At 73.0% G+C, this 15,848-nt stretch carries 14 protein-coding genes; 7 read left to right on the top strand and 7 right to left on the bottom strand.

Annotation, left to right across the window (positions count from 1 at the left end; genetic code table 11):
- Positions 1–36: 36 nt before the first annotated feature.
- Positions 37–1,542, top strand: coding sequence for an HtaA domain-containing protein (locus B0675_RS01500; RefSeq protein WP_081216918.1), 1,506 nt, complete (start codon positions 37–39; stop codon positions 1,540–1,542).
- A 98-nt stretch (positions 1,543–1,640) separates the two neighbouring features.
- On the top strand, positions 1,641–2,285 hold the full coding sequence (locus tag B0675_RS01495; protein ID WP_081216917.1) for a PhzF family phenazine biosynthesis protein: 645 nt from the start codon (positions 1,641–1,643) through the stop codon (positions 2,283–2,285).
- Between the two features lie 326 nt (positions 2,286–2,611).
- Here B0675_RS01495 and B0675_RS01490 read toward each other — a convergent pair whose 3' ends face one another.
- Together B0675_RS01490 and map are read right to left on the bottom strand one after the other, a co-directional pair.
- Positions 2,612–3,304 carry a biliverdin-producing heme oxygenase gene (locus tag B0675_RS01490; protein ID WP_081216916.1) on the bottom strand — a complete coding sequence of 231 codons (693 nt, stop codon included), beginning with the start codon at positions 3,302–3,304 and terminating at the stop codon, positions 2,612–2,614.
- Between the two features lie 209 nt (positions 3,305–3,513).
- Positions 3,514–4,371: a type I methionyl aminopeptidase gene (gene map / locus B0675_RS01485; RefSeq protein WP_081216915.1), complete on the bottom strand. Its 858-nt coding sequence runs from the start codon at positions 4,369–4,371 to the stop codon at positions 3,514–3,516.
- A 58-nt stretch (positions 4,372–4,429) separates the two neighbouring features.
- On the opposite strand from map, the gene B0675_RS01480 reads away from it, so the two are divergent.
- Positions 4,430–4,666, top strand: coding sequence for a hypothetical protein (locus tag B0675_RS01480; protein WP_081216914.1), 237 nt, complete (start codon positions 4,430–4,432; stop codon positions 4,664–4,666).
- A gap of 64 nt (positions 4,667–4,730) precedes the next feature.
- Here B0675_RS01480 and B0675_RS01475 read toward each other — a convergent pair whose 3' ends face one another.
- Entirely contained in the window at positions 4,731–6,047 is a 1,317-nt protein-coding gene (locus B0675_RS01475) for an MFS transporter (protein ID WP_081216913.1), read from the bottom strand.
- Between the two features lie 119 nt (positions 6,048–6,166).
- Complete coding sequence (locus tag B0675_RS01470; RefSeq protein WP_081216912.1) at positions 6,167–6,769, bottom strand: hypothetical protein; 603 nt, start codon at positions 6,767–6,769, stop codon at positions 6,167–6,169.
- A gap of 114 nt (positions 6,770–6,883) precedes the next feature.
- Between B0675_RS01470 and B0675_RS01465 the strand changes: the two genes are divergently transcribed.
- From B0675_RS01465 to B0675_RS01455, 3 genes are all read left to right on the top strand, one after another.
- Positions 6,884–8,047 (top strand): sialidase family protein, encoded by a 1,164-nt coding sequence (locus tag B0675_RS01465; RefSeq protein ID WP_081216911.1) that lies wholly within the window; start codon positions 6,884–6,886, stop codon positions 8,045–8,047.
- Positions 8,048–8,114: 67 nt separating this feature from the next.
- On the top strand, positions 8,115–8,819 hold the full coding sequence (npdG, locus tag B0675_RS01460) for an NADPH-dependent F420 reductase (RefSeq protein WP_081216910.1): 705 nt from the start codon (positions 8,115–8,117) through the stop codon (positions 8,817–8,819).
- Positions 8,820–8,936: 117 nt separating this feature from the next.
- The gene (locus B0675_RS01455) at positions 8,937–9,125 is read left to right on the top strand and encodes a hypothetical protein (RefSeq protein WP_081216909.1); all 189 of its coding nucleotides are present in this window, start codon (positions 8,937–8,939) and stop codon (positions 9,123–9,125) included.
- On the opposite strand, the gene B0675_RS01450 is transcribed toward B0675_RS01455, so the two are convergent.
- A complete protein-coding gene (locus B0675_RS01450; protein ID WP_081216908.1) occupies positions 9,115–9,915 on the bottom strand; it encodes a site-2 protease family protein in 801 nt (266 codons plus the stop codon). The two genes, B0675_RS01455 and B0675_RS01450, sit on opposite strands and share 11 nt — an antisense overlap.
- 344 nt (positions 9,916–10,259) lie before the next feature.
- Here B0675_RS01450 and B0675_RS01445 point away from each other — a divergent pair, with 344 nt between their 5' ends.
- Entirely contained in the window at positions 10,260–13,775 is a 3,516-nt protein-coding gene (locus B0675_RS01445; RefSeq protein ID WP_081216907.1) for a BTAD domain-containing putative transcriptional regulator, read from the top strand.
- A gap of 55 nt (positions 13,776–13,830) precedes the next feature.
- On the opposite strand, the gene B0675_RS01440 is transcribed toward B0675_RS01445, so the two are convergent.
- Both B0675_RS01440 and B0675_RS01435 read right to left on the bottom strand, forming a co-directional pair.
- Complete coding sequence (locus B0675_RS01440; RefSeq protein WP_081216906.1) at positions 13,831–14,655, bottom strand: ABC transporter permease; 825 nt, start codon at positions 14,653–14,655, stop codon at positions 13,831–13,833.
- Entirely contained in the window at positions 14,652–15,686 is a 1,035-nt protein-coding gene (locus B0675_RS01435) for an ATP-binding cassette domain-containing protein (RefSeq protein WP_081216905.1), read from the bottom strand. The genes B0675_RS01440 and B0675_RS01435 overlap by 4 nt, the downstream gene beginning before the upstream one ends.
- Between the last annotated feature and the right edge of the window lie 162 nt (positions 15,687–15,848).

Raw genomic sequence — 15,848 nt, 5'->3', positions numbered from 1 at the left:
GGTGGAGGGTGCCCACCCCTGAGGAGACCCACGATCATGGCCGCCATCCGCCGCAGCCGCCGCCCCCTCGCACTCGCCGCCGCCGTCGCGGTCGCCCTGGGGGCCGGCGCCCTCGCCGTCACCAGCGCGTCGGCCGCCGAAGCCCCGCTCAAGGACTACGAGTTGACCTGGGGCATCAAGCAGTCCTACCGCTCGTACGTGACCGGCATGGCGGCCGGTTCCTTCACGCCCGCCGAGGGAGCGACCCAGGCCGCCGACAACGGTGCGTTCACCTTCGCGGGAGGCACCGGCACCTACGACTCCGACACCCACGCCGTTCGGCTCGGCTTCGCGGGCAGCCTGAAGATCGCCTCGAAGCTGCACGGCTTCGACCTCACCCTGTCCGACGTCAAGTTCGACAGCGGCGCCGCCGAGATCACCGCCGACGTGACGAGCGGCGGCACCACCCAGGACGACGTCCCGCTCGCCGACGTCACCGTGACCCGCACCATGACGGGCATGGAGACCAAGCTGACCAAGGAGGCGGCGACCGTCCTCGGCAGCGCGAGCTACGAGGGGGCCGCGGGCGATCCGCTCACGGTGGTGCAGAAGACGCCCCCGACGCAGTCCCCGTCGCCGACCGGCAGCGCCTCCTCCTCGACGTCCCCGTCGCCGACGACGTCGACCTCCCCGAAGCCGACCGGATCGGCCTCCTCCACGGCGTCGCCCTCCGCCTCGCAGACCACGAGCCCGAGCGCCTCGGCCTCCGAGACCGGCGCCGCCACGAAGGGCGACATAGCCGACGGCACCCTCGGCTGGGGCGTCAAGCAGTCCTTCCGTACCTACGTCGTCGACGGTCCGGCGCAGGGCAAGGTCACCGCGTCCGGCGGCGCCACGCAGGCCTCCGGCAACGGGGTCTTCACCTTCACCGAGGCCGACGGCAGCTACGACACGGACGCCGACACCCTCAAGGCCGCCTTCAAGGGCGCGGTGAACTTCAAGGGCCACGAGGCGAACGGCAGTTACGGACTCGACCTCACCCTCAGCGGCCTGACGGTCGAACTCGACGGCGGCACCGGTGAACTGACCGCCGACGTCGAGAGCCTCGGCAAGACCAGCGACGACGTCGTCCTCGCGAACCTCACCGCGGGCACCTCCGACCTGAAGGCCGAGGACGACGTCATCAGCCTCGACGACGTCACCGCCGAACTGACGAAGGCGGGCGCGCAGGCCTTCGGCGGCTTCTACACCGAAGGCACCGTCCTCGACACGGTCGACCTGTCGGTGGCCCTCAGCGACGACGCCCAGCTCCCCGACGGCGACGGCGACGGCGACGGCGGCTCGGGCAACGGCTCCGGCACCGGAGGTTCCGGCGACTCCGGCACGACGTCCGGCACCACCACCGGCGGCGGCACGACCGGCTCCACGACGGGCGGCGTGACCGGCGCCCTCGCCTCCACCGGCTCGGACGTCCCCGCGGGCGCCCTCGGCGCGGCGGCGGCGGTCACCGTCGCGGCAGGCGCCGGCGTGGTCATCGCGGTCCGCAGGCGCCGCCAGGCCTGATCCCCGGCCGCACGACCGCCCACCCCGCACATGCCTCCCCGAAGGGGGAACCGACCGGGGTGGGCGGTCGCGTGCCCGAGTGATGTTTGAATGCCGGAGTGACTGACTACGACGTGCTGCGGGTCTTCTGCGGACCCGACGGCGGGTATGGCAATGAGCTCGGTGTCGTGCGCGAGGGCTCGGTGATGCCGGACCGGGCGGAGCGGCAGGAGTTCGCCGCGAAACTCGGGTTCAGCGAGACCGTGTTCGTGGACGACCCCGAGCGCGGAGTCGTCGACATCTACACGCCGACCCTGCGGCTGCCCTTCGCCGGACACCCCTGCGTCGGAGTGGGCTGGCTGCTCGACGTGCCCGAACTCGTCACGCCCGCCGGGGTGGTGGGGGTCCGGCTGGACGGCGAGTTCAGCTGGATCGAGGCGCGCGCCGCATGGGCGCCGCCGCGCACCCTCAAGCGGTACGCGTCCGTGGCCGAGGTCGACGAACTGGCCGTGCCCGCGCCGGGGGAGTGGATCTACGCCTGGGCCTGGCAGGACGAGGCCGGCGGCCGGGTACGGGCCCGGGCCTTCCCCGGCCGCGACGACGGCATCGACGAGGACGAGGCCACCGGAGCGGCGGCCATCCTCCTGACCCAACACCTGGGCCGGGCCCTCAACATCACCCAGGGCAACGGCTCCCAACTCCTCACGGCCCCCCAGCCGAACGACTGGGTGGAGGTCGGCGGCCGAGTCCACCTCGAACACTGAGGGGCCCACCACCCCACGGGCCCGACGCACGGGCCCCGCAGGGCCATGCCGGGGACGCAGGGAACGGCGCGACCGACCCCCAGGGCCCCAATGGGGCTCTCAGGGGCGCGGGGAACGGCGCGAGCAACCCCCACCGGTCCCGCACGGGCTGGACGGCGCCAGCGCACGGGCCCCGCAGGGGCTCTTAGGGGCGCGGGGAACTGCGCGACCGACCCCCACCCGCCCGCACCCGGTGAACCCCAAGCCTCCGAACCCGACGCCCCCCGCAGGGGAGACGCAAAGGGGCCCGGGGAAGTCCCCGGGCCCCGAAAAGACGAAGAAGACGATCACGCCGAGAGCGGGAACTCCTCCCCGAGGTCCCGGAACACCCCGGTGTTCAGGGCGAACGCCCGCTTGCACTCCGCAACGATCCGCTGCTTCTCCAACTCGTCCGCCAGGACCCCGTCCAACAGCTCCCGATAACCCCGCTTGAAGGCCGCCGGGTTGGAGATGTCCTCGAACACGTAGAACCGGACGCCGTCCCCCTTGCGGCTGAAGCCCCACGTCTGCTCCGCCTTGCCCCGGATGATCTGGCCACCGGAGAGGTCGCCGAGATAGCGCGTGTAGTGGTGGGCGACATAGCCGCCGGGCCACTCGCGGGCGCACTCCGCGACCCGGTCCGCGTACGCACGCGTCGCGGGCAGCGCGGTGAGCGTGGCGCGCCAGTCCGGACCCCGGAGGTGGGCGAGGTCGCGCTCCAGAGCCGCGCGGCGCAGCAGCTCGGGGCGGATGAAGGGGCCCGCCACGGGATCGGCGGCCAGCCGAGCGGTGTCCGCCTCCGACTCCAGCGCCGCGTAGACGAACCACAGCTGCTCGGTGTAGCGCGCGTAGGCCTCGACACCCAGCCGGCCGCCGAGCAGGTCGCTCATGAACGTCGAGGTCTCCGCCTCGGTGTGCTGCTCGTGCGACGCGGTGCGGATGAGCGTCGAGAAGGGCGTGCTCGCCGGCGTCATCGTGTCCGACGTGTCCGACGCGTTCATGGGGCCTCCGAGGCCGAGGAGAAGGGCGGGAAATGGCGCGAGATCCCTCGTATCTTCTATGGTTAGGCTTACCTAAGTCAACAGCCTTCCCGACACCATGTCGGTAAAACCGTACCCCGATTCTGGTCCCGAACCACATGGGAAAGCCCGCCCTGTGGACAGGGCGGGCTCAAAGGGCTCGACGGCTCCGGCGCTGCGGGCGGCCGGCGCTACGGCAGTGTGAGGATCTCCGTGCCGGAGTCGGTCACGACGAGTGTGTGCTCGAACTGCGCCGTCCGCCTGCGGTCCTTGGTGACGACCGTCCACCCGTCGTCCCACATGTCGTAGTCGTGCGTGCCGAGCGTCAGCATGGGCTCGATGGTGAAGGTCATCCCGGGCTGGATGACGGTCGTGGCGTGCGGACTGTCGTAGTGCGGGACGATCAGCCCGGAGTGGAACGACGAGTTGATCCCGTGCCCGGTGAAGTCCCGCACGACCCCGTACCCGAACCGCTTGGCGTACGACTCGATGACGCGCCCGATGATGTTGATCTGCCGCCCCGGACGGACCGCCTTGATGGCACGGTCGAGGGACTCACGGGTCCGCTCCACGAGCAGCCGCGACTCCTCGTCCACGTCACCGACCAGGTACGTCGCGTTGTTGTCGCCGTGCACGCCGCCGATGTACGCGGTCACGTCGAGGTTCACGATGTCGCCGTCGCGCAGCACCGTGGAGTCCGGGATGCCGTGGCAGATGACCTCGTTGACCGAGGTGCACAGCGACTTGGGGAAACCGCGGTAGCCGAGGGTCGACGGGTAGGCGCCGTGGTCGCACATGTAGGCATGCGCGACCCGGTCCAGCTCGTCCGTCGTGACGCCGGGCGCGATGACCTTCGCGGCCTCGGCCATCGCCTGTGCGGCGATCCGTCCGGCGATCCGCATCGCCTCGATCGTCTCGGGCGTCTGCACCTCCGGGCCGGTGTACGGCGTGGGCGCGGGCTTGCCCACGTACTCGGGGCGCCTGATGTTTCCCGGCACGGGACGGGTGGGGGAGAGCTCCCCTGGTACGAGCAGCGACTGGCCAGACATGCCAGCGAGTCTAACCAGCGGTCATGGGGGAACATGTCCCTGGCGAAAGGAGCTGGTGATGGCCCTGTTCAAGAAGCGGACGGTCGGTAAGCCCGGCGAGTGGTACTACTGCCTGGAGCACAAGAAGGTCGAGGAGGGCCCCGACTGCCCGGCCAAGGACCGCTTCGGCCCGTACACCTCCCGCGAGGAGGCCCAGCACGCGATGGAGACCGCGCGCGAACGCAACCTCGAATGGGAGACGGACCCGAAGTGGCACGACGCGTCCGAGAAGGCCCCGGGCTCCGAGGACGACTGACCGGGCCCGGGCTCCGGGGGCACGACGCGGACGGGCCCGGGGCCGAGCGCCCCGGCCCGCTGCCTCAGGCGGCGGGCACCGACGGTTCCTGGGCCGCCGACGCCGCGCGCGCGGCCCGCATCCGGCGCGCGTGCTCGTTCGTCCGCTCGTCGTAGCGCATCAGCTTCGGCAGGCCCACGGCCAGCAGGCCCACCGCCGCGACGCACAGTGCCCCACCGGCCCACACCGACGTCCGTACGGTCGTCCACGCGGCCATCCCGCCGGAGCGCACCTGACCCAGCTGGGGCCCGACGGAGTACGACAGCAGCTCGATCCCGGCGAGGCGTCCGCGCAGCTCGTCCGGGATGGTCTGGTTCCAGATCGCGGCCCGGAAGATCCCGCTGACCATGTCGCAGCTGCCCGCGAGCGCGAGGAAGAACAGCACCAGCCAGACGTTGTGCACCAGACCCGCGCCGACCATCGCGAGGCCCCAGCAGACCGTCGCCAGCGCCACCATCCGGCCGTGCCGGTGGATCCGTGAGGTCCAGCCGCTGGTCAGGCTGACGACCAGGGCGCCCGCGGGCAGGGCCGCGTACATCAGGCCCAGCGACCAGGCGGCGTCCAGGTCGTCCGCGAGGAACGGCAGCACCGCGAGCGGCATCGCGAAGAACATCGCCGCGAGGTCGATCGCGTACGTGCCGAGCAGTTCCTTGCGGCTCCACGCGTACCGGGCGCCCTCCGCGATGGACCGCAGCGAGGGCTTCGCCGCCTCGTGGGAGGCGGGGGAGGCGGCGATCCTGGCGATCATGACCACCGACACGGCGAAGGTCACCAGGTCGACGGCATAGGCCCAGCCCAGCCCCGCGTACGCCACGACGACACCCGCGAGCGCGGGTCCCGCCACGCCGCCCACCGTCCAGCGCAGCGAGTTGAGCGCGGCGGCGGCCGTCAGGTGTTCGTGGGCCACGATCCGCGGGGTCAGGGCGTCCATCGCGGGACGCTGCACGGCGCTGAGGGCCGCGGACAGCGCCGCGATCACGTACAGGGGCCACACCGCGGGGTGCGGCAGGACCGCGTTGAGGAGCAGGGCGGCGCTCAGCACGCCCTGTCCCGCCTCCGTGGTGACGATCAGCTTGCGCTTGTCCAGGGCGTCGGCGAGGGCACCGCCGTACAGCCCGAAGACGATCAGCGGGATCAGCTCGGCCGCGCCGATCGCACCGACGGCGGCCGTCGACCCGGTGAGCTCCTTCATCTGCACGGGCAGCGCGACGAACGTCAGGAAGCTGCCGAAACCGGTGACGAGGCCCGCCACCCACAGCCGCCGGAAATCGGCGGAGGTCCGCCAGGGCGCGAGATCGGGCAGCAGGGCGCGCAACGGGGAGGCGGGGGTGTCATCACTCACGACGGGCCATGCTCTGCGGAAAGGGGAAGGCGGGCAAATCCTTTTCCCGGCCGAGGGCAGCGGCGGCCGGCCGCGCCGGTCCGTCGGCGGCGTCGGGACCGGATCCTGGTACGGGTCGGCTACCAGCGGTAGGACGGTGGAGCCGTCACCTGGTCGGCCAGGTGGGACAACCGGTCGCGCAGGCGACGGCGGCCCCGGGGCGAGGGCAGCGCGTTCTCCCCGGCCGCCGCACCGACCAGATGCTGCACGGTGTCGAGGTCGAGCTCGGGAGCGGGCGGCACCGTGAGCGACTCGTGCGCCAGCGCGGGCAGTTCGCCGCCGGCGGCCGACAGGGCGAGGACCGTCGCCCCGGCCCGGCGGGCGTCGTGCACGCGTTCCAGCAGCGGGGCCCCGGGCGCGTCCGGCGCCACCACCAGCAGTGTCTCCCCGCGTCGCGCGGCCTCGATCCGGCCGAGGCCCACCGCCAGATGCGCCGGATCGGACTCCCGCGCGCCGTGCCGCACCAGCGTCGGTGCCAGCTCCGGAGTCCCCGACCACGCCGCCTCGTCGACCAGATGGGCCGCGAGATGCCACGGCTCGTACCCCTCGGATCCGACCAGCAGCAGCCCGCCGCCGTGCGACACCACGGACCCCCGCAGGGTCCCCCCGAACCGGCGGGTGGCCCCCAGCCACTCGGTCCCGGCAAGCACCTCGCGCAGCAATGCGACCCGTACGGCGTCCATGCCCGCATCCTCGCGCAACCGGCGCTTCGTGACCCGGAGTTCACCCCGAATTCGCCCGACATGGGGACATGCCCGCACCACCGACCCCACCGGCCACCGCGAAGGAGCCCGACCATGACCGATCCGAGCACCGCCGGGCCCGGCACCGGCACCGGCGCGGAGCCGGGACCGCCGACCCGCACCGACGGGCCGCCCGCCGCGGCCGACCCGGCGGTGAGCGTCCCCTTCCGGGGCGGCCGGGAGGGCTACGCGAGCTACCGGATCCCCGCCGTCGTCGTGACGGGGGCGGGCACGCTGCTGGCGTTCTGCGAGGGCCGGGTGGGCTCCGCGAGCGACCACGGGCACATCGACATCGTCCTGAAACGGTCCGTGGACGGCGGCCGCACCTGGGGACCGATGCAGGCCGTCGCCCGCAACGGCGTCAACCTCGCCGGCAATCCCGCACCCGTCGTCCTCGACACCGGCCGCGTCCTGCTCGTCCACGTCCGCGCCGCCGCGACCGCCACCGAGGACGCCCTGCTGCGCGGCAAGGTGAAGGCCGCCGACGGACGGCGCGTGTGGGTGCAGCACAGCGACGACGACGGACTCACCTGGTCCGGGCCCAAGGAGATCACCGGGCAGGTGAAGAAGACCGGCTGGCGCTGGTACGCCACCACACCCGGGCACGCCCTCCAGCTCCGCTCCGGCCGGGTGGTCGTCCCCGGCAACCACACCCTGCCCCCCACCGGCACGGACAACGGCACCGAGGCGAAGTACAACAGCGGCCACTGCCTGCTCAGCGACGACCGCGGCGCGACCTGGTACCTCGGCTACCTCGACGAGAACACCGACGGCTACGTGAACGTGAACGAGACCACCGCCGCCGAACTCCCCGACGGCAGGCTGTACTTCAACACCCGCAACGACTCCCCTTCGCCCGGCAACCGCGCCGACGCCTACTCCCGGGACGGCGGCCGCACCCTGGAGAAGCCGTTCCGCCCGCAGGCCGGCCTCGTCACGCCCGTCGTCGAGGGCAGCCTGCTCCAGCTCCGCGACCCCGACCTGCTGCTGTACTCCGGGCCCGCCGACCCCGCGTTCCGCGCGGTGATGACCCTCCGCGCCTCCACCGACGGCGGCACCACCTGGCGCACCGCGCACACCGTGGACGGACTGCCCGCCGCGTACTCCGACCTCGTCCGGGTGGACGCAGCAACCGTCGGACTCCTCTACGAGACGGGCGACTTCGGCGCGTACGAGACCGTCACCTTCCGGCGCGTCCCGGTGACCGCGCTCGGGTGACCGCGCTCACCCGGGCGCACCGCCACCTGACACGCGGGGCCCCCGTCCGCGCACGTAAGGTCGGCCCATGACCTCTACTGACAGTGCACAGAAGGCCCCCGCCAAGGACCCCTGGGATCTGCCCGACGTGTCCGGGCTCGTCGTCGGCGTGCTGGGCGGCACCGGTCCGCAGGGCAAGGGCCTCGCCTACCGGCTCGCCCGGGCGGGACAGAAGGTGATCATCGGTTCGCGTGCCGCGGACCGCGCCCGCGCCGCCGCCGACGAGCTCGGCAACGGCGTCGAGGGGGCCGACAACGCGGAGACGGCGCGCCGCAGCGACATCGTGATCGTCGCCGTGCCCTGGGAGGGCCACGGCGACACCCTCGCCGCGCTGCGCGAGGAACTGTCCGGGAAGCTCGTCGTCGACTGCGTCAACCCGCTCGGCTTCGACAAGAAGGGCGCCTACGCGCTGAAGCCGGAGGAGGGCAGCGCCGCCGAACAGGCCGCCGCCCTGCTGCCCGACTCCCGCGTCACCGCGGCCTTCCACCACCTCTCGGCCGTGTTGCTCGCGGACCCCGCGATCGAGCAGATCGACACCGACGTGATGGTTCTCGGCGAGGAGCGGGCCGACGTCGAGATCGTGCAGGCGCTCGCCGGCCGTATCTCCGGCATGCGCGGCGTCTTCGCGGGCCGGCTGCGCAACGCCCACCAGGTCGAGTCCCTGGTCGCCAACCTGATCTCGGTGAACCGGCGCTACAAGGCCCACGCGGGCCTGCGGGTGACGGACGTCTGAGACGGGCCCCGGGACGGCGAGAGCCGCACGGGGGACGCCGACGGTCCGGGGCGGGCCGGGCCGGGCGCGTGGGGGACACTGGTGACAAGCAGTGTCCCCCCGACAGGAGCCGACCCCATGCCCCGCCTCGCTCTCTACGCCCTCGCCGTCTGTGTCCTCTCCGTGGCCGCGGCCGTCGTCTCGTTCGTCCAGGGCAGCTGGCTCGGCGTCGTGTGGGTCCTGCTCGCGGGCCTGTCCTCGAACATGACCTGGTACTACGCGCGCCGCGGCCGGGTGCGTGAGGGCTCCGGTCCGGTCAGCGACTGACGGTGCAGAACTCGTCGACGCCGTCCCAGAAGCGGTAGAGGTCCTGACCGCAGTAGCGCTGCACGTCGTCGATGCCGAGGCCGCCCAGGATCGAGTAGATCGCGTCGAAGAACACGGTGTTCACCGACGGGATCCACAGCACGGCGAACACCGCGAGCAGACCGAACGGCGCGAACGGCTCGACCTGCCGCCGGATGCCGTACGACAGCCACGGCTCGATCACGCCGTAGCCGTCGAGGCCCGGGACCGGCAGGAAGTTCAGGATCGCGGCCGTCACCTGGAGCAGGGCGAGGAACGCCAGCGCGTAGCGGAACGCGTCCGGGACGCCGTCCAGGCCGCCGAGCCAGAACGGTGCCGTGCACACGACGGCGAACAGCACGTTCGTCAGCGGACCCGCCGCCGAGATGAGGCTGTGCTTCCAGCGGCCCTGGATGCGGTTCCGCTCGATGAAGACCGCGCCGCCGGGCAGGCCGATCCCTCCCATGATCACGAAGATCACCGGCAGCACGATGCTCAGCAGGGCGTGCGTGTACTTCAGCGGGTTCAGCGTCAGATAGCCCTTGGCGCCGATCGAGATGTCGCCGCTGTGCAGGGCGGTGCGCGCGTGCGCGTACTCGTGCAGGCACAGGGAGACGATCCAGGCGGCCGTCACGAACAGGAAGACGGCCAGACCGGGCTGCTCGGCGAATCCCGTCCAGGTCGCCCAGGCGGTCACCGCCATGACGGCCACGATCCCGACGAAGACGGGGCTGATCCTCCGGTCGCTGCGGCGGGTCGCGGCGGTGGTCATGGGGCTCCCTGGACTGGCTGGACTGACGACGACGGTGCTCGGGCCTGCCCGACCGTACCGGGCTCACGCGGAAAACGTCTCGCCATCGGGTATTGGTTCCGGAGAGGGTAGGGGCGGACACCCGCGCCCACGTCACCGGCCGGACGGCGCGCGGCGGCCACCCGGGCCGGCCCGCCGAAGCGGCCGTGTCCCGGAGACGGCGGGCGGAGGGGCCGGCGCGACCGGCCGGCCGCCGAATACGTCGGGCGGAGCGGCAGCGGTGCGACAGGACCGGAGCCGCCCGTGCCCACCCGTTCATGCCGGACCCGACCGCCCCGACCCCGCACCCCAGGCCACCGGAGACAATGGACCCCGTGCGCTACCGCATCCTCGGAACCACCCAGGCACTCCGCCCCGACGGCACGGCCGTTCCGGTCGGCGGCGCGCGGCTGCGCGCCCTGCTGACCGTCCTCGCGCTGCGGCCCGGACGGACCGTCCCCGCGGCCGTGCTGGTCGACGAGGTGTGGGACGGCGACCCGCCCGCCGACGCGCCCGGCGCGCTCCAGGCACTGGTGGGCCGGCTGCGCCGGGCCCTCGGCGCGGACGCGGTCGAGTCCGTGGACGGCGGCTACCGGCTGGCCGCCGCGGCCGACGACATCGACCTGAACCGCTTCGAGCGGCTCGCGGGCGAGGGCGCCCGCGCCCTCGCCGACGGCGACCCCGCCAAGGCCGCCGCCGTACTGGACGACGCCCTCGCCCTGTGGCAGGGCCCGGCCCTCGCCGATCTCCCGGACCGCACCGCCGAGTCCGCCCGCTGGGAGACCCGGCGGCTCGACGTCCTCCGGGCCCGCCTGACCGCCTCCCTCGCGCTGGGCCGGGCCGAGCAGGTGCTGCCCGAGCTGAGCGCCCTGTGCGATCTGCATCCGCTCGACGAACCGCTGCACGTCCTGCGGCTGCGCGCGCTGCGCGACGCCGGCCGGCCCGCCGCCGCCCTCGCCGCCTACGAGTCCGTCCGCGCGCTCCTCGCCGACCGGCTGGGCTCCGATCCGGGTCCGGAACTGCGCGCCCTGCACGCCGAACTCCTGACCTGGGACACGGTTCCCGGACCGGCCGGGACCCCGGGGCGGACCCGATCGGCCACCGTGGACCGTCACGCCACCGGCCCCGCACGCGGCCCCGCGGGCTCGCGCGCCACCGCCGACGCCCGACCCGGCCCGGCAGCCGGGCTCCGCCCCTCCTCCCCGGGCGCCGCCGCGACGGACGCCCCGGGAACGGCCGGCACCGGCCCGGCCGCCCCCTCCCGGAACGGCGCGGGCCCGGACACGGACGGCGCCGTCCCCGCGCCGGATACGGCGAGCCCGGGTCATCCCGCCGTCCTGCCACCCGGCAACCTGCGGGCCCGCCTCACCTCCTTCGTCGGCCGCGAGTCGGACATCGATGCCATCCGCGGTGACCTCGCGGGCGCCCGCCTCGTGACGCTGCTCGGGCCGGGCGGAGCCGGCAAGACACGGCTCTCGCAGGAGGTCGCCGAGGCCCTCGCCCCCGCCCTCCCGGACGGCGTCTGGCTCGCCGAACTCGCCCCCGTCGACGACCCGGAGGCCGTGCCCGAGGCCGTCCTGACCGCTGTCGGCGCCCGCGAGACCGTGCTGCGCGGCGCCGGCGCCGAGGAGATGCGGGCCGTCGCCGACCGGCACGACGATCCGCTCACCCGGCTCGCCGAACACTGCGGCAGACGCCGCATGCTGATCGTCCTCGACAACTGCGAGCACGTCGTCGACGCCGCCGCACACCTCGCCGAGGCACTCCTGGAACGCTGTCCGGGGCTGACCGTCCTGGCCACCAGCCGCGAACCCCTCGGTGTGCCGGGGGAGTTGGTGCGCCCCGTGGAACCACTGCCGGAGCCCGTCGCGCTGCGGCTGCTCGCCGACCGGGGCGCCGCCGCCCGTGCCGGCTTCCGCGTCGAGGACGATCCGGAGGCGGCCGCGGAGATCTGCCACCGCCTCGACGGCCTCCCGCTCGCCATCGAACTCGCCGCCGCCCGGCTGCGGATGCTCACCCCCCGGCAGATCGCCGACCGGCTCGACGACCGTTTCCGGCTGCTCACCTCGGGCAGCCGCACGGTGCTGCCGCGGCAGCAGACCCTGCGAGCCGTCGTCGACTGGTCCTGGGACCTGCTCGACGCGGCCGAACGGGACGCCCTGCGGCGGCTGTCCGTCTTCGCCGGAGGCTGCGACCTGGCCGCCGCCGAGGCCGTCTGCGGCCCGGCCGCACTGGACGTCCTCGGCTCCCTCGTCGACAAGTCCCTGGTCGTCGCGGCCCCTTCGGGCGAGGGCGGAATGCGCTACCGGCTGCTGGAGACCGTCACCGAGTACGCGGCGGAACGCCTCGACGAATCCGGCCGCCGCGAGACCACCGAGCGCGCCCACCTCACGTACTACCGCGAACTCGCCCGCACCACCGACCCGTTGCTGCGCGGCCCCGAGCAGCGGGCCGCCATCGAGGTCATCGAGCGGGAGTACGAGAACCTGCGCACGGCCCTGCGCCGCGCGGTCGCCGCCCGGGACGAGCAGGAGGCCCTGTGCATGGTCCTCTCGCTGGCCTGGTACTGGCAGATCCGCGACCAGCGCGTCGACGCCCGCGCCTGGTCCCGGGAGGTGATGGCACTCGGCCCCGACCCCTTCCTGCCGCCCGCCGCCCCGGTCCCGCCGTTGTACGAGCGGTGCACTGACACGCCGCCTCCGATGCGCGCGGAGATCCTCGACGAGGCCCGGCGCGGTGTCCATCTGTTCCATCTCGCCTACATGGACATGGACATGGACGCCTGGCAGACCCCCGAGGCCCGGGAGAAGCTCCGCACGATCGCCGCGACCTACGAACCGGGCACCCCGCAGACCTGCCGCAGCCCCGGCAACCTCTGGTTCTACGCGGTGCTCCTCACCGGCACCCTGGAACAGGTCACCGCGGTCATCGACGCGTCGGTGCGCACCTGCCGCGACCTCGGCTACGAGTGGGAGCTGGCCGCCGCCCTCCAGATGCGGGCCAACATCCACGCCAACCGCTCCGACCTGGCGGGCGACGCCACCGCGGACGCCGACGACGCGCTGGAGATCTTCGTCCGGATCGGTGACGCCTGGGGAGCCGCGGAGTCGCTCTCCGCCCGCGGCGAGTCCCACGAACGCACCGGTGACTACGCGGCCGCCGCGGCGGACTACGCGGAGGCCGCCCGGTACGCCGAGCAGCTCGGCGCCCGCGCCCAGCAGGCGGTCCTGACCGTCCGGCTCGCCAGCATGCGCATCGAGCTGGGGGACGCCGAGCAGGGCGAGCGGATGCTGCGCGAGGTGCTGGCCGAAGGCAACGGCGCCCACAACGAAGCCATGCCCGCCGCCCGGCTCTTCCTCACGACCTGGCTGGGCCGCAGCGGCCGCGTCACCGAGGCGCGCGAGCAACTGCGCCTGCTGCGGGAGCAGTTCGGCGCCAGCACCTTCATGGTCTTCGACGGGTTCGTGGTCGGCCTGGAGGCCTGGCTCGACACCATCGACGGGCGGTTCGAGAGCGCGCTGGACAACGCGCGTCACGCGGTGCGGCAGTCCATCGACCCGCTCGCCAAGATGATCGCCCCGCACATGATCTCCGCGCACCTGACCACCGCGGCCATCGCGCTCACCGGTCTGGACGGCGGTCGCCGGGTCCGTGACGCGGCCCGGCTGCTGGGCGCCGCCGACGGGCTGCTGCCGCCGGGGCACTTCGCCGGCCCGATGGAGGCGGAGGTGCGCCGGCAGGCCGAGACGGGGGCGCGTGCCCTGCTGGGGGAGGCGGACTTCGCGGCCGCGTACGCGGAGGGCGACGGCCTCTCCGCGGAGGAGGCCGTCGCCCTCGTGTGAGACGCGACGCGAACCGGCGGGCCATGGCTCCGGAGGCCGGGGCCCGCTGCGAACGTCAGCTCTTGGTGCGGAACTTGTGGATCGCGATCGGCGCCATCACCACCGTGAGTCCGGCGGTCCAGGCCAGCGTCACCCACAGGTCGTGGGCGACCGGGCCGCCGACCATCAGGCCACGCGCGCTGTCCGCGAGCGCCGACAGCGGGTTGTAGTCCGTGAAGTTCTGCAGCCAGCCCGGCATGGTCTGGGTGGGCGAGAAGATCGACGATCCGAACTGGAGCGGCATCAGCACCAGGAAGCCCATCGCCTGGACGGACTGGGCGTTCTTCATCGTCACGCCGAGGACCAGGAAGATCCACATCAGGGCGGAGCCGAACAGGGTCGCGAGTCCGACGGCGGCGAACAGGCCGGGCCAGTTCTCGATGTCGAAGCCGACGAGCACGCCCACGACCAGGAGGATCGTCGTGGCGACGAGCATCCGCATCAGCTCCACCACGATCTTGGCGAAGAGCACGGACCCCTGGCCGATCGGCAGGGTCCGGAAGCGGTCCATGACGCCGGTGTGGAAGTCCTGGTTGAAGCCGGTGCCGACGGCTGTCGCGATGTTCATGCCCATCATGGCGAGCAGGCCGGGCACGACGTACTGCACGTACTGCTGCTGTCCGCCGCCCAGGGACTGGCCGATGGAACCGCCGAAGACGTACACGAAGAGCAGGGTGAAGACGACCGGCATCAGGACCGCGTCGAACATCGACTCGGGGTCCTGGCGGATCCACAGCAGGTTGCGGCGGACCAGGGCGCCGATGTGGCGGGCGTGCGCGCGGGGTGAGATGCGGGAGTCGCCCTCGGCGGCGAGGGGGGCTTCCAGGACGGCGGTACTCATGCGGAGACCTCCTCGTAGGCGCGGGCGGGGATCTCGTCCTGCGGGGCACTGGCCTTGTGGCCGGTGAGCGACAGGAACACCTCGTCCAGACTGGGCAGTTCGGTGGAGATGGCGGCGATGGTGATGCCGCGCGCGGTGACCGCGCCGACGACGGCGGTGAGCTGCTCGTCGCTGAGGATCGGGACCAGCACGCTGCCGGTCTCGCTGTCCACGATCGTCGTGGCGAGGCCGGTCAGGCCCATCTCGTCGAACATGGCGGCCAGCGGGCGCAGTTGCAGCGGGTCCAGCGGGCGGATCCGCAGCGTGCGGCCGCCGACACGGGCCTTCAGCTCGTCGACCATGCCGTTCGCGATGACCTTGCCGCGGTCGATGACCGTCAGCTCGGAGGCCAACTGCTCGGCCTCCTCCATGTACTGGGTGGTGAGCAGCACGGTGACGCCGTCGGCGACCATGCGCTTGACCTCCTGCCACACCTCGTTGCGGGTGCGCGGGTCGAGGCCGGTCGTCGGCTCGTCCAGGTACAGCACGGCCGGGCTGCCGATCATCGAGGCGGCCAGGTCGAGCCGGCGGCGCATACCGCCGGAGTACGTGGACGCGGGGCGCTTGGCGGCGTCGGTGAGGGAGAAGCGCTCCAGGAGCTCGTCGGCCCGCCTGCGGGCGTCCTTGCGCGGCAGGTCGAGCAGCCGCCCGATCATGTAGAGGTTCTCCCAGCCCGGGAGCTTCTCGTCGACCGAGGCGTACTGGCCGGTGAGCCCTATCACCCGGCGCAGCTGCCGGGGCTGCTTCAGTACGTCGTACCCGGCGACCGTGGCCTGTCCGGCGTCCGGGGTGACCAGGGTGGACAGGCAGCGGACGAGGGTGGTCTTGCCGGCGCCGTTGGGACCCAGTACGCCGAGGACGGTGCCCTCGCGCACATCCAGGTCGACCCCGTCCAGCGCCTTGGTCTCGCCGTAGTGCTTGACCAGACCCCGTACGGTGACGGCGCTGCGGCCGGTCGCAGCTTGTCGGGGCGTGTTGTCGGTTCGCGTCATGTCCCCAAGGTGTCAGTCGCCACCGACAAACGACCGACAGGATGCCTACAGCACGCCGACTGCTACCGATAGGTCGCCGACAGTCGACCGGCAGGACTGGGGAGAGCGGCCGACAGCGCGCGGAGGACCCCGGTGGACGGGCCGGGAAAGGCGACAACCCGC

Source organism: Streptomyces sp. M41(2017), from assembly GCF_002078175.1.
Taxonomy (GTDB): domain Bacteria; phylum Actinomycetota; class Actinomycetes; order Streptomycetales; family Streptomycetaceae; genus Streptomyces.
This window is presented reverse-complemented; position numbering and strand designations above follow the sequence as displayed.